Here is a 22,936-nt window from a genome sequence, read left to right on the forward strand (position 1 = left end):
CTGTCGTCGACAGAGCAGTAGTGTGGCCCCATGAACGCTCTCGAGCTCCGCGGCCTCACCAAGCGTTTCGGCGGAGCAACGGCCGTCGACTCACTGGATCTGGCGGTTCCGCCGGGCTCGTTCTACGGGCTGGTCGGCCCCAACGGTGCGGGAAAGACGACGACGCTGTCGATGGCGACCGGGCTGCTGCGTCCCGATTCCGGAACCGCCCTGGTGGGCGGCATCGACGTCTGGGAGCAGCCGCTCGAAGCCAAGCGCCTGATCGGCAACCTCGCCGATGGCGTCGACCTCTACGACCGGCTGACCGGCGAGCAGCTCATCACCTTCTCCGGACAGCTCTTCGGCCTCGACCGGGCGACTCTCGCCGGTCGCGTAGCCGACCTGCTGCAGCTGCTCGACCTCGAGGCTGCGGCCGGCCGTCTCGTCGCCGACTACTCGGCGGGCATGACCAAGAAGATCGCGCTGGCTTCTGCCCTCGTGCACTCGCCGCGACTGCTCGTGCTCGACGAGCCCTTCGAGTCGGTCGACCCCGTCTCGGCCGCGAACATCCGTGACATCCTCGACGGCTTCGTCGCGGGCGGTGGCACCGTCGTCGTCTCGAGCCACTCAATGGACCTGGTACAGCGCATGTGCGACCACGTCGCCATCGTCTCGGCCGGGCGCGTGCTCGTCGCCGGAACCATCGACGAGGTGCGCGGCGACGGCGACCTCGAGACGCGCTTCCTCGACCTGGTCGGCGGACGCCGTCGCGGGGAGGGTCCGGCGTGGTTGCTGTCCTCCTGAGGCTGCGCTTCCGCGTGCTCGGCAACTCGCTGAGACGCAACCCCGCGCAACTCATTGCGGTGATTGTGGGCGGGATGCTCGGCGCAGGTCTCCTGGCGGTCGCGCTCGGCGCCCTGTTGTTCACGTCCACCGCACTCCCCATCGCCGCCCAGACCGTTGTGGTGTTCGGTGGAAGCGCCCTCGTGCTCGGCTGGATGCTGCTGCCGCTGGTGTTCGACGGCGTCGACCGCACCCTCGAGCCGGTGAAGCTCGCGCGGTTCCCCGTCACCACGACGCAGCTCATGACGGCGATGTTCCTTGTCGGCCTGGCCTGGGTGCCCGGCGTCACTACCGTGCTGGGTTCGATCGGCACCGCCCTGGCCTGGCGCGAGTACCCGGTCTCCGCTCTCGTCGCCGTGATCACCGGACTGCTCGGTGCCGCTACCTGCATCGTCGGATCCCGCCTCACGACATCCGTCGCCGGGATGCTGCTGCGCGGTCGGGGTGCATCACGAATCGTGACCGCCGTGCTGGTGCTCCTGGTGATCGCCGGCCCGTTCGCTCTCGCGCGACTCGGGGAGGCGAAGGTGCGCGGGTCCGATCTGCTCGAGGGATTCGGATCGGTTGCAACGGTGCTCGGCTGGACGCCGTTTGGTGCTGTCTGGTCGATCCCCGGCCGTATTGCGATGGGTGACAGCGCGGGCGTACTTGGTGCTTCGGCGATCGCGATCGGCACGCTGGTCGGCCTGCTGCTCCTGTGGCGGCTGGCCCTCGGCGCGAACCTCCGTGTGCGTGGCGAGGCGCCCGTTCGCGCGGTCGCCGGCGGTCGGCTCGGCGCGCTCGGCTGGTTCCCGTCATCCCCGACCGGCGCGGTGGCCGCCCGAACCTTCATCTACTGGTTCCGTGACGCGCGGCAGGCGCGGCAGCTCATCCTCATCCCGGTGCTGCCGGCGCTGATGCTCACACTGTGGGGGCTGATCCGCATTGACGCGCTGGCCTTCGCCGCAGGCCCCTTCGTGGCCTCGCTGCTGCCGCTCGCCGTGTTCGCGGGCCTTTCCTATGACGGAACCGCCTTTGCCGCGGAGCTCGCCGCCGGCGTGCGCGGCCGCCACGACCGGCTCGGCCGAGCGATCGCGCTGCTCGCCATCGCCGGGCCGTCCGTGATCGTGGTGCAGGTGACGGTCGCCCTGATCATCGGGCGCCCGGGCGACCTGCCCGCGCTGCTCGGCATCTCGCTCGGTACGCTCCTCGTCTCGATCGGCGTGGTGAGCGTCTCTTCGGCGTGGATCGTTGTGCCGGTCACGCGAGCCGGCCGCAATCCGTTCGCGGCCCAGCCCGGTGCGGCCACCGTGTCGATTGTCGGCTCGTACGTCGTGTCTGGGGCAACCGTCGCCCTCGTGCTTCCCGTCATCGCCCTCGGGGTCGCGGCACTCGCCACCGGCATCCCGCTGCTCGGCTGGCTCGCGCTCGCCGCAGCGCTGGTTCTGGGCTTCGGCATCGCCTGGGCCGGAGTCGTGATCGGCGGCCGCGTTCTCGATCGCACCGGTTCGTCGGTGCTTGCGCGGCTGCGGGTCATTCGCGCCTGATCGCTCTGGAATCTGCCAGCGACCCGCCCTAGCGTGGGGTGATGGACTCGCAGAAGACCTTCCTCATCAGCGGCGCTTCACGCGGACTCGGGCGGGCGATCGCCCTCGCCGCGCTGGACGCCGGCCACACCGTCGTCGCAACCGTGCGGGGCGAGCATGATCTGCCGGGGAACGAGCGGCTGGTCATCCAGAACCTCGATGTGCGCGACCGGGCCGGAGCTTTCGAGGCTGTGGATGTCACGGTCTCACGTTTCGGTCGACTCGACGTTCTCGTGAACAATGCCGGCTACGGTCTCGTCGGAGCCGTCGAGGAGGTGAGCGAGCAGGAGGCGCGCGAGATTTTCGACACCGACCTGCTCGGGGCGCTGTGGCTCACGCAGGCTGCGCTGCCCGGAATGCGCGAGCAGGGCTCGGGGCACATCGTGCAGATCTCCACGGTCGGCGCCGTCGGAACCGTGCCGACGCTCGGCCTCTACAACGCGGCCAAGTGGGGGCTTGAGGGATTCAGCGAGGCGCTCGCGGCCGAGGTGGCCGGCTTCGGTATCCGCGTGACGATCGTCGAGCCCGGTGGGGTCGACACGTCCTGGGGGACGACGAGCATGCGCTTCGCGACCCCGAACCCCGCCTACGACGAACTGCGGACGCAGCTGTTCGGGTCGGCGGAGATCCCGTGGCCGAACGACGGCGGCACCGGCGGGGGAACGAGTGCCGGGGATGCGGCGGCCGACATCCTCGCCCACATCGACGACCCAGCAGACGAACGACTGCGTCTGCTGGTCGGCGATGACTCGCCGGGCCAGGTTGCCGAGGCGCTCAAGCGCCGCCGCGAGGACTACCACAAGGACCCGCGCTTCGGTGCCTAGGGTGCAGTGGCCGCGTGACCATTCTCCCAAAGGTGCCTACACGCTCGCGCCGAGCAGCCCCTCGAGCCGGGCGTAACTCGTCTCCATGCCGTCCGTCATCCCGGTCGCCAGGATGGCGTCGCGCTGCTCGGCGTTGGCGTAGGTGATCACGAGCGAGAGCAGGGTGCCGTTCTCGACCGGGGTCAGGCTGAGCTCGTTGAGCGTCGCCGGGAAGTCCATGCCGATCATCGCCTCGGTCGTGACGGCGCGATGGGGTGCGTCCTCCTCGAGCAGTTCGCCGGTGAAGCCGAAGCCCTCGCCGCCGCCTTCGGGTGCCCACATATAGCGGTAGCTGTCGCCGACCTTCGTCGCGATCTCGCACACCGGCATCGTCCAACCGTCGGGTCCGAGCAGCCACTGCTTCATGAGGTCGGGGTCGTTGTGGGCGTGCCAGACCTGTTCGACACTGCCCCGTATGACGCGTGCCACGCGTACCTGCGTGTCGCTCAGGATCTGCGCCTCAGCGCCCCTCTCGGTCGCGAAGGCGGCGAGGTCGGCGAGCACGTCATCGATCTGCGCCATGGCCTGCTTGGTGCCGTCCAGCATGCCCATCTCGACGAGCTGCTCGAGCTGTTCGAGGGACCCGAAGGTGGACACCGTGGTAAGCCGGCTGCCGTCATCCGTCGTGGCGAACGAGAAGTCCATGCGGGTGGTCGGCAGGTCGGTGTTCGCGTTGCCCTTCTCGTCGGCAAACGAGTCGTCGACGGTGAACGTGTTGGGTGCGTCAACGGACGTCCACTCCCAGCAGCCGTAATGCTCGTCTCCCTCGGGCCCGGTCATCTTGTAGACGCTGCGACCGCCGGCCGCTGCATCGTGGCGGAGAAAGGTTGCCGGATAAATCGGCGGTCCCCAGAAGCGCTCGATCTGGCGGGGGTCGGCGTAGGCGTCCCAGAGCCGGCGCACCGACACGGGGAAGTCGGCGACGATGGTGATGGTGAGATTGTCGAGGTCTTTCTCGACGGAGGTGACGGGCATGATCAGCCTTTCTGGTTTGGTGGGGTGCCGTCTTCGGCGAGCAGGGCGTCGAGTCGATCGACGCGCGAGCGCCAGATGTCCTCGAATCGGTCGAGCAGGCGCTGCGCCTGGCGGATGCGTTCGGGCTCTCCCCGCACCATCCGCTCGCGGCCGCGCTGTTCCTTGGTCACGAGCCTCGCCTCCTCGAGTACGGCGACGTGCTTCTGCACTGCCGCAAATGACATGTCGTACGACTCAGCGAGCTGGGTGACCGATACCTCGGCGAGCAGCGTTCGGCGCACGATGTCGCGTCGCGTCGCATCGGCGAGAGCCCGGAACATCCGGTTCACGTCTTCGTCTGTGAGTTCCTGTTGTACAACCATTTGGTTGTACGTTACGCCCCTATGCCGAGTCGCGCAAGAGCGAGTTTGCGAAATCCCGGATGCGCCCTGCCATGGCATCCGGGACTTCGGCCGCGGTGAAGTGACCGCCCTCATCGAGACGCTCGAACACGCGCAGGTCTCGGTAGAAGTCGCGCGCGACCGACTCGGGATAGTCGTGCTCGTGCCGCTGGATGAACACAGCGGCCGGCACCTCGACCGGCGGTGTTCGGCCGGGAGTGTCAGCGCCCTCGTAGTAGGGCCGGAACGACGTGGCGATCGACCGCGTGTGCCAGTAGATCATCGCTTCGGTGAGGATGCGCTCGCGGGCGATCCGCTTCTCGACGCCGCTCGGGTCGCCGGGTGGGGTGTCGCTCCACTCGACGAGCTTCTCTGCGAGCCACGCCAGCAGCCCGGCGGGGGAGTCGCCCAGCGCAGCCGCGAGTGTATCGGGACGGGTCGCCTGCACGTGTCCGTAGGCCCCGTCGGGGCCGTGGGTGGCGGCGATCCTCTCGAAGAAGGCCGTCGCCGCCGGGTCGGCATACGTGGCGCGCTCCTCGCTCGTGCCGAAGTGCGCGTGCGTCGCGATGATGCCGTCGACCTCCTCCGGCCAGGTCGCCGCAATCAGGTCGTTGACGTTCGCGGAGACGTCTTCGCCGTAGGTGAAATACGAGGCGTAGCCCAGCGTCTCGGTCATCAACACGTGCATGCTGTGGGCGAGCCGGTCTTCGGAGATCGGTCCGTTTGCGTAGGGCGGCGAGAACCCGAAGCCGGGAAAGCTCGGTACAACAAGATTGAAGTCGGGCAGCCGGTCCACGAGCTCGAGCTGCAGCGCGAAGGTGTGGGGCCAGCCATGCATCACGAGTAGCGTCGGGGCGCCCGACCGGTCGGCGGCGCGGTGCACAAAATGCAGGAACTCGCCGTCGACCTGCGCGAGGAACTGCGGGTAGGCGTTCAGCTGTGCCTCGCGCTCTCGCCAGTCCAGCTCGAGCCAGGAGTGGACGAGTTGGCGCAGGTACGCCTCGGTCATGCCCGATGCCGGTCGTCGGGGTGAGTCCGGCAGGAAACGGGTGGCGCGCAGGCGCTGGCGCAGGTCCGCCAATTCGGCATCGGTGACATGAATGAGAAACAGCTCTGGCTCGCTCATGCAGCTACGCTATGCCGCACCACCGACCCACGGCGAGTCTGCGCGGGCTGCGGCCACGAGCAGGCCGCGCTCCGTCTCGGGGAAGGCGGTAACGGCATCCCGAACCGCCTGCCTCTCGAAGTTCGCGCCGAACAGGGCACTGCCTGGCTCGAGATTGATGCTGTCGCGCAGGGTGCCGACCGTCACCGGGTCGAAGCCCACGGCATCGACGAGGGCGGCGGTGGTCTCGAGGTCGGCGGCATCGTCACCGGCGATGCCCAGGGCCTTGCGGCCGGGGGCACCCGCGGGCCGCGGACCCTCGTCGAGGTCGTGGTAGCCCATGTGGTTGAAGGCCTTCAGGACTCGCGATTCGGGGAGATACGCCTGCACCAGTTCGCTCGTCGAGACGCGCGGGTCGCTGAGGTCGTCACGGAATCCGTCGATCTCCCACCAGTAGTTCATCGCGTCGAGTACCAGCTTGCCGCGCAGCGCGTCGCGCGGAATGGTCAGGTACTTTCCGAGCGGCAGGGCGAGGATGACGACCTCCGCTTTGCGAGCGACCTCCTCGGAGGTGCCGACCTCGGCCCCCGGCACGAGCACCTCGACGGTCAGCGCGATCCTCGAGGCCTCCCGCGAGCCGGCGATGATGACACGGTAGCCGGCGGCGACGAACAGGCGGCCGAGCACGGTGCCGACCTTGCCGGCGCCCAAAATGCCGATGACTGGCTTAGGCATTGACGTTCTCCTCCGCAAGGATCTCGCGCACGCGCGGCGCGACCTCGGTGCCGAGCAGTTCGATCGTGCGGGCGCGTGCCCCGACCGGCAGCCCGGGCACATCGTATTTGAGGTCGAAGCGGCTGATCCGCAGCTCGCGGGTCATGCGCGCGATCTTCTGCGCGACGGTGTCGGCGGAGCCCACGAAAAGTGCACCGGTCGCGAGCTCGAGGTCGTAGCGCTCGCGGGTCGGGGCGTAGAAGCCGCGCTCCTTGCCCATCTGCTCGACCATGGGCTTCCACGATTCCCACCACAGGTCGGCGGCTTCTTCGTCGGTGTCGGCTACGAGGCCGAGAGCGTGCTGGCCGACGGGCTGGCGGGGCATCCCGAACTGTTCGAGCGCACGGTAGTACAGGTCGACGTGCCCGGCGAAGCGCTGTGGTTCGCCGCCGATGATGGCGAGCATCAGCGGCAGTCCGTAGCGGGCCGCGCGGATGACCGAGTTGGGGCTGCCGCCGACGCCGATCCAGGTCGGGATGCCTCCGGCGCGCATGGTCGGATGCAGCGTCTGGTCGACGAGGGGTGCGCGCACGGTGCCCGACCACGTGACCGGCATCCCGGACTGCAGCTGCATGAACAGCTCGAGCTTCTCTTCGAACAGCTGCTCGTAATCGGCCAGGTCGTAGCCGAACAGCGGGAAGGACTGCGTCTGCGAGGCGCGGCCGAGCACAAGCTGCGCGCGACCGTTCGAGATCGCGTCGAGGGTGGAGAACTCGTTGTAGAGGCGAACCGGGTCATTGGTGCTGAGCACCGTCACCGAGGTGCCGAGCTTGATGCTCTCGGTCGCGGTGGCCATGCCGGCGAGCAATACGGCCCCGGCCGAATCGACAAACCCTTCGCGGTAGTGCTCTCCGACACTGAAGACGTCGATGCCGGCGGACTCGGCGAGCTTCGCCTCCTCGATGAGCAGGCGCACCGTCTCGGCGTCGCTGAACGTGCGGCCCCCCTCGGTGGGTACGTCGCCGAAGGTGTTCAGCCCGATTTCGAAGCTCACTGCGTCCTCCAAGTAATTGACGTGTCAATCATGCGTCGTTATGATTGACATGTCAACTACAGGAGGGCGACATGAATTCCCAACAGCTCAGGATCTGGCGCGACTTCGTCGAGACCGGTGACGAACTGCGCGCTCTGCTCGCCTCGCGACTACTCGCGGAGTCAGATCTTTCCACCGCGGACTACTCGGTTCTGCTCGCGCTGTCAGAAGCCGACGGCAGGAGGATGCGCTCCTCCGAGCTCGCCGACCACGTCGGCTGGGAGCGCAGCCGACTCTCGCACCACCTGGGCCGCATGGAATCACGAGGACTGGTTGGTCGCGAAAAGTGCCTCACCGACAGCCGTGGCTCGGAGATCGTGCTCATCGCAACCGGCGCCTCGCTCTTCCGTCGTGCTTCGGCCCCGCACCTGCGGGCCGTGCAGGAGCTGTTCCTCGACGCGCTCGATGAGGACTTGCTGGCCAAGGTGGATGACGTGACCCGCGCGCTGCGTGCCCACATCAATTCGAGGTGAATGTGTATTCCCGGGAATATAGTTCCCGTGCATCCAGTTGGACCGGGCATGACATACGTTGCCCTGTTCACCGAACTGACCCGAGCCGAGATCGAGCTCTGGAACTCTCTCGATAACCACCTGAGCGCTGAAGTTCAGCTGACGCTCGCCCGGTTCCAGGCCCTGGACGCGATCGACCTCATCGGATCCGGAGCGCGCGTGCAGGACGTGTCCGAACGGATGTCCATCACCGTCGGCGCCACGAGCAAGCTCGTGGACCGACTGGAACGCGCCGGGCTGGCCGCCCGCGAATCGAATCCGACCGATCGTCGATCGTCGATCATCGTGCTCACTCCGGCCGGCTCCTCGTCTCTTGAGAGCGCCCGGTCCATTGCCGAGGACCACATCGCCTCCGTGCTCGGCGCAGCAATTCCGAAAGCCCGGGCGATCGCACTGACCAGCGAACTCTCCTCCCTGCGCGGTGCGCTGTGAGCGGCAGTATGCGCGCGGTAGTCATCGAGGCTCCGGGCGGCCCCGAGGTCCTTACCGTCAAGGAGGTTCCAATCCCTGCCCCGAAGCACGGCTGGGTACTCATCAAGGTGGAGGCTTTTGGCCTCAACCGTTCTGAACTGCACTTCCGTTCAGGTGTTGCCTACAGCGGTAGCTTCCCGCGCATCCCGGGCCTCGAGGCCGTCGGAACCGTCGTCGACGCACCGGGCGGAGAGTTCGAGCCCGGCACACAGGTCGCCGCCCTGATGGGCGGGATGGGGCGTTCGTTCGACGGCGGCTATGCCCGGTACGTATCCGTGCCGACGACAAGCGTTGTCCCGTTCGTCAGCGACCTGGGCTGGGAAGTGCTCGGCGCGATTCCCGAGATGCTGCAGACGGCGGCAGGGTCCCTGCGAGTCGGGCTGCAGGCTGTCGATGGGCAGTCGCTGCTCATCCGCGGCGGAACGTCATCCATCGGTCTCGCTCTTGCTGTGCTCGGTTCGGCGAGGGGTATGACGGTACTTTCCACCACGCGGAACCCGGAGCGTGCCGACCTCCTGAGGTCTGCCGGGGTCGACCACGTGCTGATCGACGACGGCGAGATCGCTGCCGCCGTGCGCGACATCGTGCCGAACGGTGTGGACGGCGCGGTCGAACTCGTCGGCACGAACGTGATGCGCGACACCCTGCAGTCGGTGCGAACCGGCGGCACCGTGTGCTTCACGGGCATGCTCTCCGACGAGTGGACAATCCCCGAGTTCTACCCGATGGACTGGCTTCCCAACGGAGTGCGCCTCACCGCCTACTCCGGCGAGGCCTCTGACCTCAGCAGCGCCGACCTGCAGGCCTTCATCGACGCGGTGGCGTCTGGCCACGCTCGGGTGCCGATCGGTCGCGTGTACGCGATGGACGACATCGCCCAGGCGCACCGCGACATGGAGGCGGGGGTCGGCGGTGGCAAGCTCGTTGTCATCCCGTGACGTTCGCCCGGTCTGATTGACTGGGGCCGTGACCCCCTTCATCAAGATCTGCGGCCTGCGTACGCCAGAGATCGTCGACACCTGTGTAGCGCTCGGCGTGGATGCGGTCGGCTTCGTTTTCGCGCCGAAGAGCCCGCGCTACATCGCGCCCGCCGATGCCCGGGTTCTGGTTTCTCGCATTCCACCGTCCGTCGAGGCCGTTGGTGTATTCCAGTCGGAGCCGGTCGATTCGATCGTCGCCGAGCTCGCCCAGGCGGGCATCGGTACCGCGCAGCTGCACGGTGACTACAGCCGGGATGACGTTGCTGCCCTCGAGGCCGCCGGCCTCCGGGTGATCCGCGCCCGGTCGGTCTCGTCCTTCGTCTCCGAAGAGCCCGTACCCGGTCGCGTGCTGATCGACGGCGATCATCCGGGGAGCGGCGCCGAGTTCCCCGCCGCGCTGCTCGCGGGCCGCGCGCTGCCGGAGGGGTGGATCCTTGCGGGAGGGCTGACCCCGGAGAACGTCGCGCGGCGGGTTCGGGAGTTCGGGGCATCCGGAGTCGACGTCTCGTCAGGTGTCGAATCGGAGCGTGGCGTGAAGTCGGCGGCGCTCATCGAGGCCTTCGTGGCGGCGGCACGAGCCTCAGGGTAGCCTCGACCCGTGGTGCACCACCTCACGAAGGATCAGGCGCGGCGCATCGCGGTGGGTGCGCAGCTGCTCGACGCCTTCCGGCCGGGCGACGTCGTCGAGGTAGCCGAGCAGCTCGGCGCTATCAAGATCGACCCGACCGCGACGATCGCGCCAGCCGAGCAGACGATTCTGTGGTCGCGCATCGGATCGGCCTACGAGGGGTCGCAGCTGACGAAGGCCGTCGACCTGGACCACAACCTGTTCGAGTACGACGGCGCCTTCCGGCCGATCAGTCTGCTGCCTCTGATGCTGCCGAGCATGCGGGAGTGGCCGAAGCGGGCGAGCACACGAGCGTGGCTGGAGGCGAACAGCACCTTCCGCACCGAGGTGCTCGCCCGGCTGCGCGGGGAGGGTCCGCTGCTCGCGACCGACATCCCGGACACGGCCGAGGTGACGGTGCCGCCGGACGGCTGGTACGGCTCCAACCAGGTGGTGCACATGCTCGACCTGCTGCAGCGGCAGGGCGAGGTGGCTGTGGCCAGGCGCGAGGGACGGCATCGCCTGTGGGATCTCGCGGAGCGCGTGTATCCGCAGAACCTGCCCGAGTACGAGCTCGACGAGGCGGAGCGCCTGCGCAACGAGCGGCGCCTGCAGGCGTTCGGCATCGCCAAGCAGAGATCACCGTGGACGCCTGTCGGCGAGGCGGGCGAGTCGGCCGTCGTCGAGGGAATGCGTCAGAAGTACCGCGTGCACCCCGACGCCCTCGCGACGCTCAAGCAGGACGACGGCGGTCGTGTCGCCTTCCTCAGCCCCTATGACGGGATGCTGTTCGACCGCCCGCGCCTCAAAGAGCTGTTCGAGTTCGAGTACGTGCTCGAGCAGTTCAAGCCCAAGCCGCAGCGCCGATACGGCTACTTCTCGCACCCGATCCTCATGGGCGACCGCTTCGTCGGCATGCTCGAGGCGGAGGTCAATCGCGATCGCGACACCCTCACCGTCGAGGCCGTGCACGAGTTCCTGCCATTCGAGGCGGAGGAGTACGAAATGGTGCGCGCGGAGATCGACAACCTCGCGGAGTGGCTCGGGGTCGGCATTCGCGCGTGGTGACGGTAGCCTGACCGCATGCTCTGGGCGCGTCTCTACTTCGCGGTGCAGGCGCTCGCCGGAGCCGCATGGTGGGTCGGAGTCTTCACAGTCCCGGCGGTGAGAACGCTCACCCTCGGCAGTCTCGACCCCGTGCTGGTCGCCGCCTTCGACATACCGCTGTTCGTGATCGCCTCGGCGATAGCGGCCATGGGCTGGAGGCCCGCCGCGGCGGTCGCCACCGGCTGGACGATTCTCGTCGCGCTCGCCCTGGCGCTCTACGCGACGGTCACGACCGAGGCCGGCTGGGGAGTGCTGGTCATGGTGGCGGCGGCCGGCGCCTCAGTGCTCGCGCTGTTGCTCATGCTGTTCGGCCGTATTCCGACCGAGTGGATGACGACCGGCCCCTTCGCGTTCACGTCGGCGACGGGCACCCGGCACGTCTCGAACACGGTCGCCCAGCTTGTGGTGTTCTGGGGCTTCTTCCTGGTGATGGCGCCGCTCGCGATCGTGTTCCTCGAGCAGCGCTGGCAGCTACACCTCACCCTCGGGTGGCCGGTCGCGGCAGCGGGGGTCGTCATCCTCATCGCAGCCAGCGCACTCGGTCTGTGGTCGGCCGTTACGATGTCGACCGTCGGGCACGGCACGCCGCTGCCGTCCGCGATGCCGACCAGTCTCGTCATCGCCGGCCCGTACCGCTTCGTGCGCAACCCGATGGCCGTCGCCGGCATCGTGCAGGGTGTGGCGGTGGGGCTGATCCTCTCGTCGTGGCTGGTTGTCACCTACGCGATCGTCGGCTCGCTGCTCTGGAACTACGCCGTGCGCCCGCTCGAGGAGGCGGACCTCGAGCATCGTTTTGGCGAAGATTTTCGCGAGTACGCGGCCACAGTGCGATGCTGGATACCGTGACCACGACGTCAAGAATCGAGAGCATCGAGCGAGCAACCGGGCGCGCGTGGCCCGACTGGCTGGCCTGGTTCGACTCGATAAGTGCCGCCGAGCTCGACCACCACACCATCGCCACCCACCTGCTGACCGAACTCGACGGCATGGTCGACAACCTCGGCTGGTGGGCGCAGGCCACGGCGAACACCTACGAGCACCACATCGGCCGGCGCGTGCCCGGCCAGCAGCCCGACGGAACCTTCCGTCTCAGTGTCAGCCGGGCTACGAAGCTCGGGATGCAGCAGCTCATCGACACCTGGACGCCGTTCGCGGCGAACGACCCAGAGGTGCTGGCCCTGCTTGCAGCCGAACCGCGCGTGAGTGGAACAGAGAAGCGCATCACCTGGCGGGTCAAGGGAACGCACGACACCGCCATCACCGTGATCAGCGAACCCAAGGGCGACATCGCGAGCATCGTGGTGCAGCACGGCGGACTGGCCTCGGCCGAGGTCGCTGCCGAGACGAAGGCGATCTGGCTTTCCGCCGTCGAACGGTTCCTCGGCTAAGGGTCTCACAGCAAACAAACAGGCACAGTGCCCTGTCGCGGGAACTTATCGCGACGTATCACTGTTCTAGTTGACGAGCGCCGCAGCCAGCGGCACAAAGGAGTTACACCCCCATGACTACAACCGACTACCGCAAGGACGCGACCGCGATCGAGCAGCTCACGCCCCAGCAGTTCGCCGTCACGCAGAACGACGCTACCGAGCCGCCCTTCCGCAACGAGTTCTGGGACAACCACGACGACGGTATCTACGTCGATATCGTCTCCGGGGAGCCGCTGTTCTCATCCACCGACAAGTTCGACAGCGGATCGGGATGGCCGAGCTTCACGCGACCGATCGAGCCCGCACACCTTGTCAAGAAGGTCGACCGCAGCTTCTGGTCTGTGCGCACCGAGGTGCGTTCGGCAGCCGGCGACAGCCACCTCGGCCACCTGTTCGATGACGGACCCGCCGCCGAGGGCGGCATGCGCTACTGCATCAACTCGGCTGCGCTGCGCTTCGTGCCCGCTGCCGAGCTCGAGAGCCAGGGCTACGGTGACTACCGCAGCCTGTTCACCACGAAGGAGTCCTAATCATGGCCACTGAAACCGCGAACCTCGCCGGAGGATGTTTCTGGGGGGCGCAGCAGCTGCTGCGTCGTCGCGACGGCGTCATCTCGACGCGCGTCGGATACTCGGGTGGCGACACCCCGAACGCCACCTACCGCAACCACGGCGATCACGCCGAGGCCGTGGAGGTCGTATTCGACCCGAGCGTGATCTCCTACCGGGACATTCTGGAGTTCTTCTTCCAGATCCACGACCCGTCGACCAAGGATCGCCAGGGCAACGATGTCGGCCGCGCCTACCGTTCGGCCATCTTCTACACCAGCGACGAGCAGAAGCGCGTCGCCCTCGAGACGATCGCCGACGTCGACGCCTCCGGTCTCTGGCCGGGCAAGGTCGTGACCGAGGTCGAGCCGTCCGGTGAGTTCTGGGAGGCCGAGGAGGAGCACCAGGACTACCTGGAGAAGCTGCCGAATGGCTACACCTGCCACTACGTGCGTCCGGGATGGAAGCTCCCGCACCGCGAAGACCAGCTCGCCAACTAACGTCACCACCAGGACGGCCCACCACATCGGTGGGCCGTCCCTGCGTTAAACGCAAGCCCTCCGAGAATCCCGTCCACGCGCCTAGGCTCGGCGCATGTCGAAACCCGAGAAAACCCCCAAGGCCGCGTACGAGAAGGAACTCGAGCGGCTCCAGGTCGAGCTCGTTACGATGCAACGGTGGATCGGGGCATCCGGTGCTCGCGTCGTCGTGATCTTCGAGGGGCGCGATGCGGCGGGCAAGGGCGGCGCGATCAAGCGCATCGCCCAGTACCTGAACCCGCGGTCGGCCCGGGTCGTCGCGCTCCCGCAGCCGAGCGAGCGGGAGAAGGGGCAGTGGTATTTCCAGCGCTACATCGAGCACCTGCCGACGACCGGCGAGATCGTGCTCATGGACCGCTCCTGGTACAACCGCGCCGGCGTCGAGCGCGTGATGGGCTACTGCACCGACGAGGAGTACGAGCGCTTTATGCAACAGGTACCGATCTTCGAGAAACTGCTGCTGGATGACGGCATCGTGCTGATCAAGTACTGGTTCTCGGTCTCCGACAAGGAGCAGCAGAAGCGCTTCAAGGCGCGGCTCAAAGACCCGATGAAGCGCTGGAAGCTCTCGGACACCGACCTTCAGTCGATCACTCGCTGGGAGGACTACTCACGCGCGAAGGATGCCATGTTCGAGGCGACCGACTCGGAGCACGCCCCGTGGTGGACGATCGACAGCGACGACAAGCGCGCGGCCCGGCTCAATGTGATGAGCCACCTCATCTCGCAGATCGAGTTCGAGGTGACCGAGCCGGAGCCGGTGAAGATCCCGAAGCGGCCGAGCGCAGAGGATTACGTGCGGCCCCCGGTGGAGTCCCAGCGATTCGTGCCGGACATCGCTACCGGCTTGGTCGATGACTGAACCGGTACCGCAGTAGGGGGTCGGGTCGGCTCCGCAGGGTGACGCGCTGCCGCACACGCCGATCTAGCGTCGGAGTATGACCACAATCAGCCCGACGAAAGCCCCGAGAACCGTTCGCGATCGGGATGACGTCCAGGCGCAGTACGCCAGGGACTACGTCGACCTCGTCGCCGCGATGACCGACCTCGGTCTGATGCGTCGGCGTTACGGCTGGTACCTCGGGCGCGGTCTCATCCTGATCGCCCTGTTTGCTGCGGCCTTCGTCGCCCTGTTCACCCTGGGCGCGGGGCCGATCCAGCTCGTTGTGGCCGCGGTGTTCGGCATCCTCTTCACCCAGGCGGCGTTCCTCGGCCACGACGGCGCGCACCGACAGGTGTTCGCGTCGGGCAAGAACAACGAGCGGCTCGCGCGCATCCTGAGCAATGTCGTTGTCGGCCTGAGCTACGGCTGGTGGATGAACAAGCACGGCAAGCACCACGCCAACCCGAACAAGGTGGGCAAGGATGGCGACATCGCCCCCGGTGCCATCGTCTTCACCGCCGAGGACGCTCGCCAGCGCACGGGTCTCGCCGCCTTCTTCCTCGCTCGCCAGCACTGGTTCTTCTTCCCGATCCTGACGCTCGCCGGACTCGACCTGCACGTGAATGCGATCAAGGCGGTCGCTGGTGCCGAGCCCGTCAAGCACCGCGCACTCGAGGCCGTGCTGCTGACCATTCGACTCGTCGGGTTCCCCGCGCTCGTCGTCTGGGCGATCGGACCGTGGTGGGCGCTCGCGTTCCTCGTCGTGCAGGTTGCGGTGTTCGGTGTCTACATGGGCGGCAGCTTCGCTCCCAACCACAAGGGCATGCCCATCGTGCCGCCGACGCTCACCATCGACTTCCTGCGGCGCCAGACGCTGATGTCCCGCAACATCAGCGGCGGACCGCTCGTGGCGATCGGCATGGGCGGACTCAACTACCAGATCGAGCACCACCTCTTTCCGACCATGCCGAGCAGCAACCTGGGCAAGGCTCGTCCGCTCGTGAAGGCCTATTGCGAGCAGCGTGGCATCGCCTACACCGAGACCACGCTCGTCGGCTCCTACCGGATCGTGCTCGCCTACCTCCAGAAGGTGGGGCTGGGCCACGCCGACCCGTTCGAGTGCCCGGTGACCGCGCAGTTGCGAACCCGCTAGACGCGAGGACAATGGTGGGCGTGCCCTCCCTGAAAGCCGCTCGATCGTCGATTGTGATCGGCTGGCTCATGGTCGCCGGTGTCGCCATCGCGATCGCGGCGCTCGCCGTCGGGGCCACGCTGTCGACGACGCTCTACGGTGTGCCCATCGCGATCTCCTTCCTGCTCGCCGCCCTGCACGCCTCGTCCATCCCACTCGCGATCCCGCGTCCGCTACTCGCCGGGGTGATCTCCGCGGCGAGCGTGCTGCTCTTCGCCGTAGTGCAGTCCGGCTCGGATGCAGCGCCCTGGCCGTGGGCGGTCGTCACCCTCGTCACCCATTCGGTAACGCTCGTGCTCGTCGGCCTGCAGGCCCGCCGCTGGATTGCGGTAGCGAGTTGGGCGACAGCTTCGCTCGCGACCATCGCGGTGGCCCTCGTGCTGCCCCGGTACGTCGACGCCCCCGCGATCAACATCATCATCGCCGCGTCCATCTCCGGGGTGGCCGTGGCAGGCGGCATCGTCTGGCGGGAATGGCGGGAGATCCGCGCGCAGCTGATCCGCGCCCGGTCGGAGTCGAGCGAAGAGCACGAGTTTCGCGTGATCGCCGAGGAGAAGACCCGCATCGCCCGGGAGTTGCACGACATCGTGGCCCACAGCATGTCGATCATCAACGTGCAGGCCTCCACCGCGGTGTTCCGCCATCAGGGCGTGCCGGAGCCGGTCGCCCGGGAGTTCGGCGAGATCGCGGAGGCCGCGCGAGGTGCCATCGCGGAACTGCGCGGTGTGCTCGGGGTTCTGCGCGAGGACGGCAGCCCGCTGGCACTCGCCCCGCAGCCGGGGCTCGAGGAGATCCCCGCACTGGTCGAGGCGGCCTCGCGCTCCGGGGTCACGATCGCCCTCGAGGGCGACGACTCCCGCGAGCTGCCGCCGGTCGGCGAGCCGGCCGCGCTCGCTGCCTTCCGTGTGGTGCAGGAGGCGATCAGTAACGCGATCCGCCACGCCCCCGACGCGGCGATCCGGGTGCGGGTCAGTCACGACCCGACAGCCATGACGGTCGAGGTGGTCAACGATGCGAGCGAGCATGGGATCCGGCCTGTCGGTAGCGGACACGGCATCACCGGTATGCGCGAGCGGGTCGCGGCCGTGAGTGGGGACATCCGAACCGGTGCGACAGAGGCCGGCGGCTTCTCGGTCGTCGCCCGCATACCGCGCAGGGAGGCAGGCGCATGAGCACTCGCATAGTCATCGTCGACGACCAGGCCATGGTGCGTGCCGGATTCGCGGCGCTTCTGGAGGCGCAGGACGACTTCGAGGTGGTCGGTCAGGCGGAGAACGGCGAGCAAGGGGTGCGCCTCGCGGTCGAGCTGAGTCCCGATGTGGTCCTGATGGACATCCGGATGCCCGTGCTCGACGGCATCGAGGCGACCCGTCGCATCCTCGCGAGTGGCAGTGACCCTGCGCCGGCGATCATCGTGCTCACGACCTTCGACGCGGACGAGTACGTCTTCGAGGCGATCCGGGCAGGGGCCAGCGGCTTCCTGCTCAAGGATGCGACCCCCGCGGAGCTCGTGGACGCGGTCCGCATCGTGCTGCGCGGTGATGCCCTGCTCTCCCCGTCGGTCACCCGCACGATGATCGAGCGCTTCGCCCGACTGGAGAAGCCGCGTGCCGCGAAAGAACTGCCGCCCCTCACCGGTCGCGAGCGTGAGGTGCTGCTCCTCGTCGCGCGCGGGCTCTCGAATGCCGAGATCGCCGACGCGCTCACCCTGGCCGAGCAGACGGTGAAGAGTCACGTGAGCCACGTGCTGATGAAGTTGGGCGCGCGCGACCGGGCGCAGGCCGTTGTCGCCGCCTACGAGAGCAGACTCGTCGTGCCTGCGGGGGAGTGATCGGGAGCCTGAGAGTTGGGCGTGGGGTCGGCGTCGTCGGTTATTCTCGACGCATGACCCCACGCCGCCGCACCATTTCCGCGATCCTCGTCGCCGTCGGCGCCATCGTCTACGGCGCCTCGCCCATCGACGTCATCCCTGAGCTGCTGACCGGTCCGCTGGGTCTCGTCGACGACGCGGCCGTCTGGGTCGGCGCCGCCGTCTGGATCTACAACCTGCTCAAGAACCGCGGCCAGGGTCCGGTCGACCCGCCGCGGCCGAAGGTCTAGTACTTCATATGGAGTAGCCGAGTGCATCCTCCGGGCGGACGTTCTCCCAGCGACGATCGACGAGAGTAGAACCATGCACCCATCGCACGCCGTTCGAATCCTCGTTGTGGACGAGGAGAACGGGCTCACCGACATCGTACGCCGCGCACTGCAGCTCGAGGGCTGGGTCACAGCCATCGCCCCGACCGGCGCCGAGGCGATCGCAGCCGTGGACACCTTCGAACCGCACATCATCCTGCTCGACATGATGCTGCCGGACATGCTCGGCACCGAGGTGGCGACCAGGCTGCGGGCCGCCGGCGTTGAGACGCCGATCGTCTTCCTGACCGGCCGCTCCGAGCACGAAGATCGTATGGCCGGCTATGCGTCCGGCGCCGACGCGTACCTGACCAAGCCGTTCGGTCTCGACGAACTCGTGAACGCGCTGAAGCCGATCGTGAGCCAGCTGGTCTAGTCCGTCTGCTCCATCGCGCGTGCTGCGGTGGTCTTGCCTTCGGCGATCATCTCGTCAGCGGTGGAATGGTCGATACTGGGTGCCATGAAGCTCCGTATCGCGGTCGGCCTGCTGGTGGTGCTCGCTTCGGCGGGATGCACGGCGCAGTCTCCATCCGACCCGGTTCCCTCGGCCGTGATCGAACCTGAAGTGACAGTGAATCCGACCCCGGAGGCGTATACGACCGCCGTCGAGCAGCAGGCCGGCGACTGTTTCGCCGAGCTCGGGGTGACGCAGCCGCTCAGCTACGTCGAGGGCAACACCGGCATGAAGATGGTGGGCGTCGTCAGCGCGGAGGGATCGACCGGCCCGCTGAGTTGGGATGTTGGACGCCTGAACGCGGGCGGCATCATCGTCGAGCCGCGCGACGAGCAGACCCGGTCGGCCCTCGAGTCGGCGGGCTGCTAACCGAGCAGCGCACCCACCAGTCGCCGGGCTCCGGCTTCCTCGATCGTCGACCGGCTGAGCGCGCGAAGGATTACCGCGCCCACGATCGCCTCGCCCACCTCCTCGATCGGGGTGTCGACGGCGAGGCCCTCCTCGTGGATCGCCTTCCTGATGCGATCGGCCATTGATGAGGTCGCACCGAGGCTCGAGTAGATCCGGCGGCCGACGTCGGCGTTGCCTGCCGCGGCCGCGATGATCGAGCGCAGCAGCCCCTCGCCGTCCGGCCGGGCCAGAACGTGGAAGATGCCGGTGATCCAGTCGACGAGGTCGGCGCGGATGTCGCCGGTTTCCGGCGGACGCAAGCTGTCCGGCAGGAGCAGCCCATCGAGGAGGCAGTCTGCGACGACGTCGCCCTTCGAGGGCCACCAGCGGTAGATCGTCTGCTTGCCGACTCCAGCTTCGGCGGCGATGCCCTCCATCGTGAGGTGGTCGTAGCCCTTCGACATGAAGAGGCGCGCTGTCGCCTCGAGAATGGCGAGCCGTGCCGCTTCACTGCGGACCGGGCCTTGTCGATGGTCCGTCATCCTCACATCATATGTTCAGTTCATAGACGAGACGTTGCGTATAGTCTATGAAGTCTGATTCTCTTGGGGGAAAACTGTGGCTGAACTGCTCTACCGACTGGGTACCTTCTCTGCGCGTCGCGCCTGGTCCGTGATCATCGCGTGGGTCATCATCTTCGCGCTGGCCGGTGGCGCCTTCGCCATCGGGTTCAAGGGCCTCGTCTCCAGTTTCGACGTTCCCGGCACCGCATCGGGCGACGTGATCAGCAAGCTCGAGGACAAGCTGCCCGACTTCGCCGGCGCCTCCGGCGTTGTGCTGTTCACCACGGAAAACGGCTCGGCCCTCACCAACGACCAGAAGTCGCAGATCAGCGCGCTCGTCGACGACGGCAAGGACCTGCCTGACGTCACCGACGTGATCGACCCCTTCGACGCCGAGCAGCAGCGTGCCGACCAGGCTGCCGAGGTCGCAGACGGCCGCACCCAGATCGAAGACGGCATCACCCAGTTGGATGACGGCCAGAAGCAGCTGGACGCCGGTCGCGAACAGCTCGAAGCGGGCAAGGCCCAGCTCGAAGCCGGCATCAAGCAGGCTCAGGCGGCCGGAGCTCCTGCCGCCCAGACCGCCCCTCTAGAGGCCCAGCTCGCCGCGCTCAAGACGCAGGTCACCGCTCTCGACGACCAGCAGGACACGGTCGACGCGGGTCGCGAAGACCTCGCCGACGCCACTACCCAGCTCGAGCTCGGCGAGGAGCTGCTCGGCCTCGCCGCCGGCATCCGCCAGGTCTCCGATGACGGCTCGACCGCCCTCGTCAACGTCTCCTTCGACAAGCCCCGCCTCGAACTCTCCGCCGAGACCAAGGAGGGCGTGATCGAGCACTTCGAGTCCGAGCCCATCGACGGCGTCGAGGTCGGCTTCTCCACGGATATCGCGCAGGGCGTGCCGCAGATCTTCGGTGTCGGCGAGGCGGTCGGACTCGTCTTCGCGGGCGTTGTGCTGCTGGTGCTGCTCGGCTCGTTGCTCGCGGCAGCCATCCCGATTCTGACGGCGCTCGTCGGCGTCGGCATCGGCGTGCTCAGCGTTATGTCGTTCTCGGGCGTGGTGCAGATGGCCTCGGTCACCCCCGTGCTCGGCGTAATGCTCGGCCTCGCGGTCGGCATCGATTACTCGCTCTTCATCATCAACCGCCACCGCAAGCAGCTGCTGCAGGGCGCCGAGGTGCGCGAGTCGATCGGACTCGCCAACGGCACCGCGGGCAATGCCGTCGTCTTCGCCGGGATGACGGTCATCGTGGCCCTCGTTGCGCTGAACGTCACGGGTGTGCCCTTCCTGGGCCTCATGGGTACCGCCGGTGCCGTGTGTGTTGCGGTCGCCGTGCTCATCGCCATCACCCTCACCCCGGCACTTCTCGGACTGATGGGGGAACGTATCATCGGCAAGCGCTCGCGTGCGGCCTCGGTGACGGCTGCCGCGAAGGCCAAACCGGTGCGCCAGATGTCGACGGTGCGCGCCGTCGTCACCGCCGTGCTCGCCGTGGCTGTGCTGCTCGTCATCGCGATCCCATCGCTCTCGATGCGGCTCGGGCTCCCCGACGGCTCCACCGAGCCGGAGGAGTCGTCGTCGTACCTCGCGTTCAGCGTCACGGAAGAGGAGTTCGGCGCCGGCGCGACCGGCCCGCTCCTCGTCACCGCGACCCTGCCCGACGGTCTCGACGATGACGAGGTGCTCGAGCAGCAGGCGCTCATCGCCCGCACCGTCGCCGACGTCGAGCACGTCACGGCCGTGGCGCCCATTGCCGTCTCCGATGACTCGCGACTGACAGCGTTCCAGGTCATCCCCGAGGGCGGACCGAACAGCGCCTCGACCGAGCAGCTCGTGCGCGATCTGCGTACCCTGCCCTCGATCGGCAGCGGCATCACGCTCGGGGTCGCCGGCCAGGCCGCCATCAACATCGACATCTCTGAGGGTCTATCGGACGTGCTGCCGACCTACCTCGCCCTCGTCGTCGGACTCTCGCTGCTCATCATGATCCTGGTCTTCCGCTCGCTACTCGTGCCGCTCATCGCGACCGGCGGATTCGTTCTGTCATTGTTCGCGACCTACGGCGCGACGGTCGCGGTGTTCCAATGGGGCTGGTTTGCCGACCTCATCGGGCTGCACAGCACGGGGCCGATCCTGAGCTTCCTACCCGTCATCCTCGTCGGAATTCTCTTCGGGCTGGCGATGGACTACCAGCTCTTCCTGGCCTCGGGAATGCGCGAGGCGTACGTTCACGGCTCCACCGCGAAGATGGCCGTGGTCGAGGGATTCCATGCTGGACGCGCGGTTGTCACGGCGGCGGCTCTCATCATGATTTCGGTCTTCGGCGGGTTCATCTTCTCCGAGTCGGCGATGATCCGCTCGGTCGGGTTCGGTCTCGCGATCGGTGTGCTCTTTGACGCCTTCATCGTGCGCATGCTGCTGATGCCCGCGTTGATGCTCCTGCTCGGTCGTTCGGCCTGGTGGCTTCCGCGCTGGCTCGACCGCCTGCTGCCGAACGTCGACGTCGAGGGTGCTGCTCTCGAACGTCGGCACCACGCGGTGGCCCCAACCGAAACACCGGAGCCGGTCACTGCACCGTCGCGCTAGAAAGGGCCGAACCTCGCGGCATACGCCTCGAGTTCGCTGCGGCGATGCTGATCGAAGAAGAACGAATGCTGGCCGAGGCCCTCGGTGCGAATGGTCACCATCTTCTTGCCGACGGTGATGGTCGGCTTGTGGGCAACGTGGTACCGCGCGGTGTCAGAGAACCCGAACACCTCCAGGACCCGTCCATCGAAGCTGAGAAGCGTTGTGTCACTCGCCCACACGTCGCGAAATTCGTCAGTGGTCATGCGCGGACTCTAAATGCCCAGGGCGAACGACCGATGAACAGCTCCCGGCGGCCCATCAGCGCGGCCTTCTGGTAACCGCGTGCGCACCGCCCAAGGCTCGTTGTTAGCAAAAACCCGCGCGGATGAAGCTACCGCGGGCAACTAGCGGAGCAGCCCCTCGAGCCCGTCGAGCACGTCGTGCAGAACGGCCTCGAGGGTACGCTCGCCGCCCGCGTCGAGCCAGCGGTCGATGGAGACGTTGAAGGCGGTGGTTGCGACGTGGGCGCCGAGCGTCGCAGTGAGTTCGTCGCAGCCGCGGGCGAGGAACCCGAGCCGGGTCGCCTCGGCGAGGATCGAGTGCTTGCGTAGTTCCCGTTCGCGCAGGCCGCCGTCCGACTGCACGATCGAGCGGTGCAGTTCGAGGTGCTCGCGCTGGCCAACCAGGTTGACGGTCGCCACGGTTTCGAGCGCCGACCGGATGACGCCCATCGCGCTCAGGCCGGGCGCTGCCTCGGCCATCAGCCTCTCGACGATCCCGGGCAGCTGAGTGTCGAAGGCGAAAAGCACTTCCCGCTTGTCGGGGAAGTGTCGGAAGAACGTGCGGGTGGTGAGGCCGGCGCGTTCGGTGATCTGCGGCACCGTCGTCTCGGCGAAGCCCTGTTCGATGAACAGTTCGAGGGCGGCGCGCTCAAGGCGTGATCCCGCGTCCGGTTGCCATCTACTCACGGGTTCATCCTAGCGGTGATGACATTGT

Annotated in this window: 28 protein-coding genes; 20 read left to right on the plus strand and 8 right to left on the minus strand. The window is 67.4% G+C overall.

Annotated features, from left to right (window positions below; translation table 11 throughout):
* Positions 1-30: 30 nt before the first annotated feature.
* From EYE40_RS13710 to EYE40_RS13720, 3 genes are read left to right on the plus strand one after another with little or no spacing between them, the layout of a single operon-like run.
* A complete protein-coding gene (locus EYE40_RS13710; protein WP_130982484.1) occupies positions 31-783 on the plus strand; it encodes an ABC transporter ATP-binding protein in 753 nt (250 codons plus the stop codon).
* Positions 765-2,348, plus strand: a complete 1,584-nt coding sequence (locus EYE40_RS13715) for a transporter (RefSeq protein ID WP_130982486.1) — start codon at positions 765-767, stop codon at positions 2,346-2,348. Before EYE40_RS13710 ends, EYE40_RS13715 begins: the two co-directional genes overlap by 19 nt.
* A 41-nt stretch (positions 2,349-2,389) precedes the next feature.
* Positions 2,390-3,211, plus strand: coding sequence for an SDR family NAD(P)-dependent oxidoreductase (locus EYE40_RS13720; RefSeq protein WP_130982487.1), 822 nt, complete (start codon positions 2,390-2,392; stop codon positions 3,209-3,211).
* Positions 3,212-3,247: 36 nt separating this feature from the next.
* Here EYE40_RS13720 and EYE40_RS13725 read toward each other — a convergent pair whose 3' ends face one another.
* From EYE40_RS13725 to EYE40_RS13745, 5 genes are read right to left on the minus strand one after another with little or no spacing between them, the layout of a single operon-like run.
* Positions 3,248-4,225: an SRPBCC family protein gene (locus EYE40_RS13725; RefSeq protein WP_130982489.1), complete on the minus strand. Its 978-nt coding sequence runs from the start codon at positions 4,223-4,225 to the stop codon at positions 3,248-3,250.
* A gap of 2 nt (positions 4,226-4,227) precedes the next feature.
* Positions 4,228-4,587 (minus strand): ArsR/SmtB family transcription factor, encoded by a 360-nt coding sequence (locus EYE40_RS13730; RefSeq protein ID WP_130982491.1) that lies wholly within the window; start codon positions 4,585-4,587, stop codon positions 4,228-4,230.
* A gap of 19 nt (positions 4,588-4,606) precedes the next feature.
* Positions 4,607-5,731 (minus strand): epoxide hydrolase family protein, encoded by a 1,125-nt coding sequence (locus EYE40_RS13735; RefSeq protein ID WP_130982493.1) that lies wholly within the window; start codon positions 5,729-5,731, stop codon positions 4,607-4,609.
* Between the two features lie 9 nt (positions 5,732-5,740).
* Positions 5,741-6,445: an NADPH-dependent F420 reductase gene (locus EYE40_RS13740; RefSeq protein WP_130982495.1), complete on the minus strand. Its 705-nt coding sequence runs from the start codon at positions 6,443-6,445 to the stop codon at positions 5,741-5,743.
* Positions 6,438-7,478 carry an LLM class flavin-dependent oxidoreductase gene (locus tag EYE40_RS13745; protein WP_240034823.1) on the minus strand — a complete coding sequence of 347 codons (1,041 nt, stop codon included), beginning with the start codon at positions 7,476-7,478 and terminating at the stop codon, positions 6,438-6,440. Before EYE40_RS13745 ends, EYE40_RS13740 begins: the two co-directional genes overlap by 8 nt.
* A 71-nt stretch (positions 7,479-7,549) precedes the next feature.
* Between EYE40_RS13745 and EYE40_RS13750 the strand changes: the two genes are divergently transcribed.
* From EYE40_RS13750 to EYE40_RS13825, 16 genes are all read left to right on the plus strand, one after another.
* Positions 7,550-7,990, plus strand: coding sequence for a MarR family winged helix-turn-helix transcriptional regulator (locus EYE40_RS13750; RefSeq protein ID WP_130982497.1), 441 nt, complete (start codon positions 7,550-7,552; stop codon positions 7,988-7,990).
* 48 nt (positions 7,991-8,038) lie between these two features.
* Positions 8,039-8,461, plus strand: a complete 423-nt coding sequence (locus EYE40_RS13755; protein WP_161972402.1) for a MarR family winged helix-turn-helix transcriptional regulator — start codon at positions 8,039-8,041, stop codon at positions 8,459-8,461.
* On the plus strand, positions 8,458-9,438 hold the full coding sequence (locus EYE40_RS13760) for a zinc-binding alcohol dehydrogenase family protein (protein WP_130982500.1): 981 nt from the start codon (positions 8,458-8,460) through the stop codon (positions 9,436-9,438). Before EYE40_RS13755 ends, EYE40_RS13760 begins: the two co-directional genes overlap by 4 nt.
* A gap of 28 nt (positions 9,439-9,466) precedes the next feature.
* Entirely contained in the window at positions 9,467-10,069 is a 603-nt protein-coding gene (locus EYE40_RS13765; RefSeq protein ID WP_204742253.1) for a phosphoribosylanthranilate isomerase, read from the plus strand.
* 9 nt (positions 10,070-10,078) lie between these two features.
* Positions 10,079-11,155, plus strand: coding sequence for a DNA glycosylase AlkZ-like family protein (locus EYE40_RS13770; protein ID WP_240034824.1), 1,077 nt, complete (start codon positions 10,079-10,081; stop codon positions 11,153-11,155).
* Between the two features lie 15 nt (positions 11,156-11,170).
* Positions 11,171-12,040, plus strand: a complete 870-nt coding sequence (locus tag EYE40_RS13775) for a methyltransferase family protein (RefSeq protein ID WP_130982503.1) — start codon at positions 11,171-11,173, stop codon at positions 12,038-12,040.
* Complete coding sequence (locus EYE40_RS13780; RefSeq protein ID WP_130982504.1) at positions 12,037-12,582, plus strand: hypothetical protein; 546 nt, start codon at positions 12,037-12,039, stop codon at positions 12,580-12,582. Before EYE40_RS13775 ends, EYE40_RS13780 begins: the two co-directional genes overlap by 4 nt.
* 113 nt (positions 12,583-12,695) lie before the next feature.
* Positions 12,696-13,154, plus strand: coding sequence for a peptide-methionine (R)-S-oxide reductase MsrB (gene msrB, locus EYE40_RS13785; protein ID WP_130982506.1), 459 nt, complete (start codon positions 12,696-12,698; stop codon positions 13,152-13,154).
* 2 nt (positions 13,155-13,156) lie between these two features.
* Positions 13,157-13,672 (plus strand): peptide-methionine (S)-S-oxide reductase MsrA, encoded by a 516-nt coding sequence (msrA, locus tag EYE40_RS13790; protein WP_130982508.1) that lies wholly within the window; start codon positions 13,157-13,159, stop codon positions 13,670-13,672.
* Positions 13,673-13,766: 94 nt separating this feature from the next.
* Positions 13,767-14,573, plus strand: a complete 807-nt coding sequence (gene ppk2 / locus EYE40_RS13795) for a polyphosphate kinase 2 (protein WP_130982509.1) — start codon at positions 13,767-13,769, stop codon at positions 14,571-14,573.
* A 76-nt stretch (positions 14,574-14,649) separates the two neighbouring features.
* A complete protein-coding gene (locus tag EYE40_RS13800) occupies positions 14,650-15,747 on the plus strand; it encodes a fatty acid desaturase family protein (RefSeq protein ID WP_130982511.1) in 1,098 nt (365 codons plus the stop codon).
* 20 nt (positions 15,748-15,767) lie between these two features.
* Positions 15,768-16,958 (plus strand): sensor histidine kinase, encoded by a 1,191-nt coding sequence (locus tag EYE40_RS13805; protein WP_161972403.1) that lies wholly within the window; start codon positions 15,768-15,770, stop codon positions 16,956-16,958.
* Complete coding sequence (locus EYE40_RS13810) at positions 16,955-17,617, plus strand: response regulator (protein ID WP_130982514.1); 663 nt, start codon at positions 16,955-16,957, stop codon at positions 17,615-17,617. Before EYE40_RS13805 ends, EYE40_RS13810 begins: the two co-directional genes overlap by 4 nt.
* 53 nt (positions 17,618-17,670) lie before the next feature.
* The gene (locus EYE40_RS13815) at positions 17,671-17,886 is read left to right on the plus strand and encodes a DUF1232 domain-containing protein (protein ID WP_130982516.1); all 216 of its coding nucleotides are present in this window, start codon (positions 17,671-17,673) and stop codon (positions 17,884-17,886) included.
* Positions 17,887-17,959: 73 nt separating this feature from the next.
* Positions 17,960-18,340: a response regulator transcription factor gene (locus EYE40_RS13820; RefSeq protein ID WP_130982517.1), complete on the plus strand. Its 381-nt coding sequence runs from the start codon at positions 17,960-17,962 to the stop codon at positions 18,338-18,340.
* Positions 18,341-18,424: 84 nt separating this feature from the next.
* Positions 18,425-18,787, plus strand: a complete 363-nt coding sequence (locus EYE40_RS13825; protein WP_130982518.1) for a hypothetical protein — start codon at positions 18,425-18,427, stop codon at positions 18,785-18,787.
* Here EYE40_RS13825 and EYE40_RS13830 read toward each other — a convergent pair.
* A complete protein-coding gene (locus EYE40_RS13830) occupies positions 18,784-19,350 on the minus strand; it encodes a TetR/AcrR family transcriptional regulator (protein WP_130982520.1) in 567 nt (188 codons plus the stop codon). The genes EYE40_RS13825 and EYE40_RS13830 overlap by 4 nt on opposite strands.
* A 76-nt stretch (positions 19,351-19,426) precedes the next feature.
* Between EYE40_RS13830 and EYE40_RS13835 the strand changes: the two genes are divergently transcribed.
* On the plus strand, positions 19,427-21,958 hold the full coding sequence (locus tag EYE40_RS13835) for an MMPL family transporter (protein WP_130982522.1): 2,532 nt from the start codon (positions 19,427-19,429) through the stop codon (positions 21,956-21,958).
* Here EYE40_RS13835 and EYE40_RS13840 read toward each other — a convergent pair.
* Together EYE40_RS13840 and EYE40_RS13845 are read right to left on the minus strand one after the other, a co-directional pair.
* Positions 21,955-22,203, minus strand: a complete 249-nt coding sequence (locus EYE40_RS13840) for a hypothetical protein (protein ID WP_130982524.1) — start codon at positions 22,201-22,203, stop codon at positions 21,955-21,957. The two genes, EYE40_RS13835 and EYE40_RS13840, sit on opposite strands and share 4 nt — an antisense overlap.
* A gap of 141 nt (positions 22,204-22,344) precedes the next feature.
* Positions 22,345-22,908 carry a TetR/AcrR family transcriptional regulator gene (locus EYE40_RS13845; RefSeq protein WP_130982525.1) on the minus strand — a complete coding sequence of 188 codons (564 nt, stop codon included), beginning with the start codon at positions 22,906-22,908 and terminating at the stop codon, positions 22,345-22,347.
* Between the last annotated feature and the right edge of the window lie 28 nt (positions 22,909-22,936).

Origin of the sequence: Glaciihabitans arcticus, from assembly GCF_004310685.1 — a bacterium.
GTDB classification, from domain to species: Bacteria; Actinomycetota; Actinomycetes; order Actinomycetales; family Microbacteriaceae; genus Conyzicola; species Conyzicola arctica.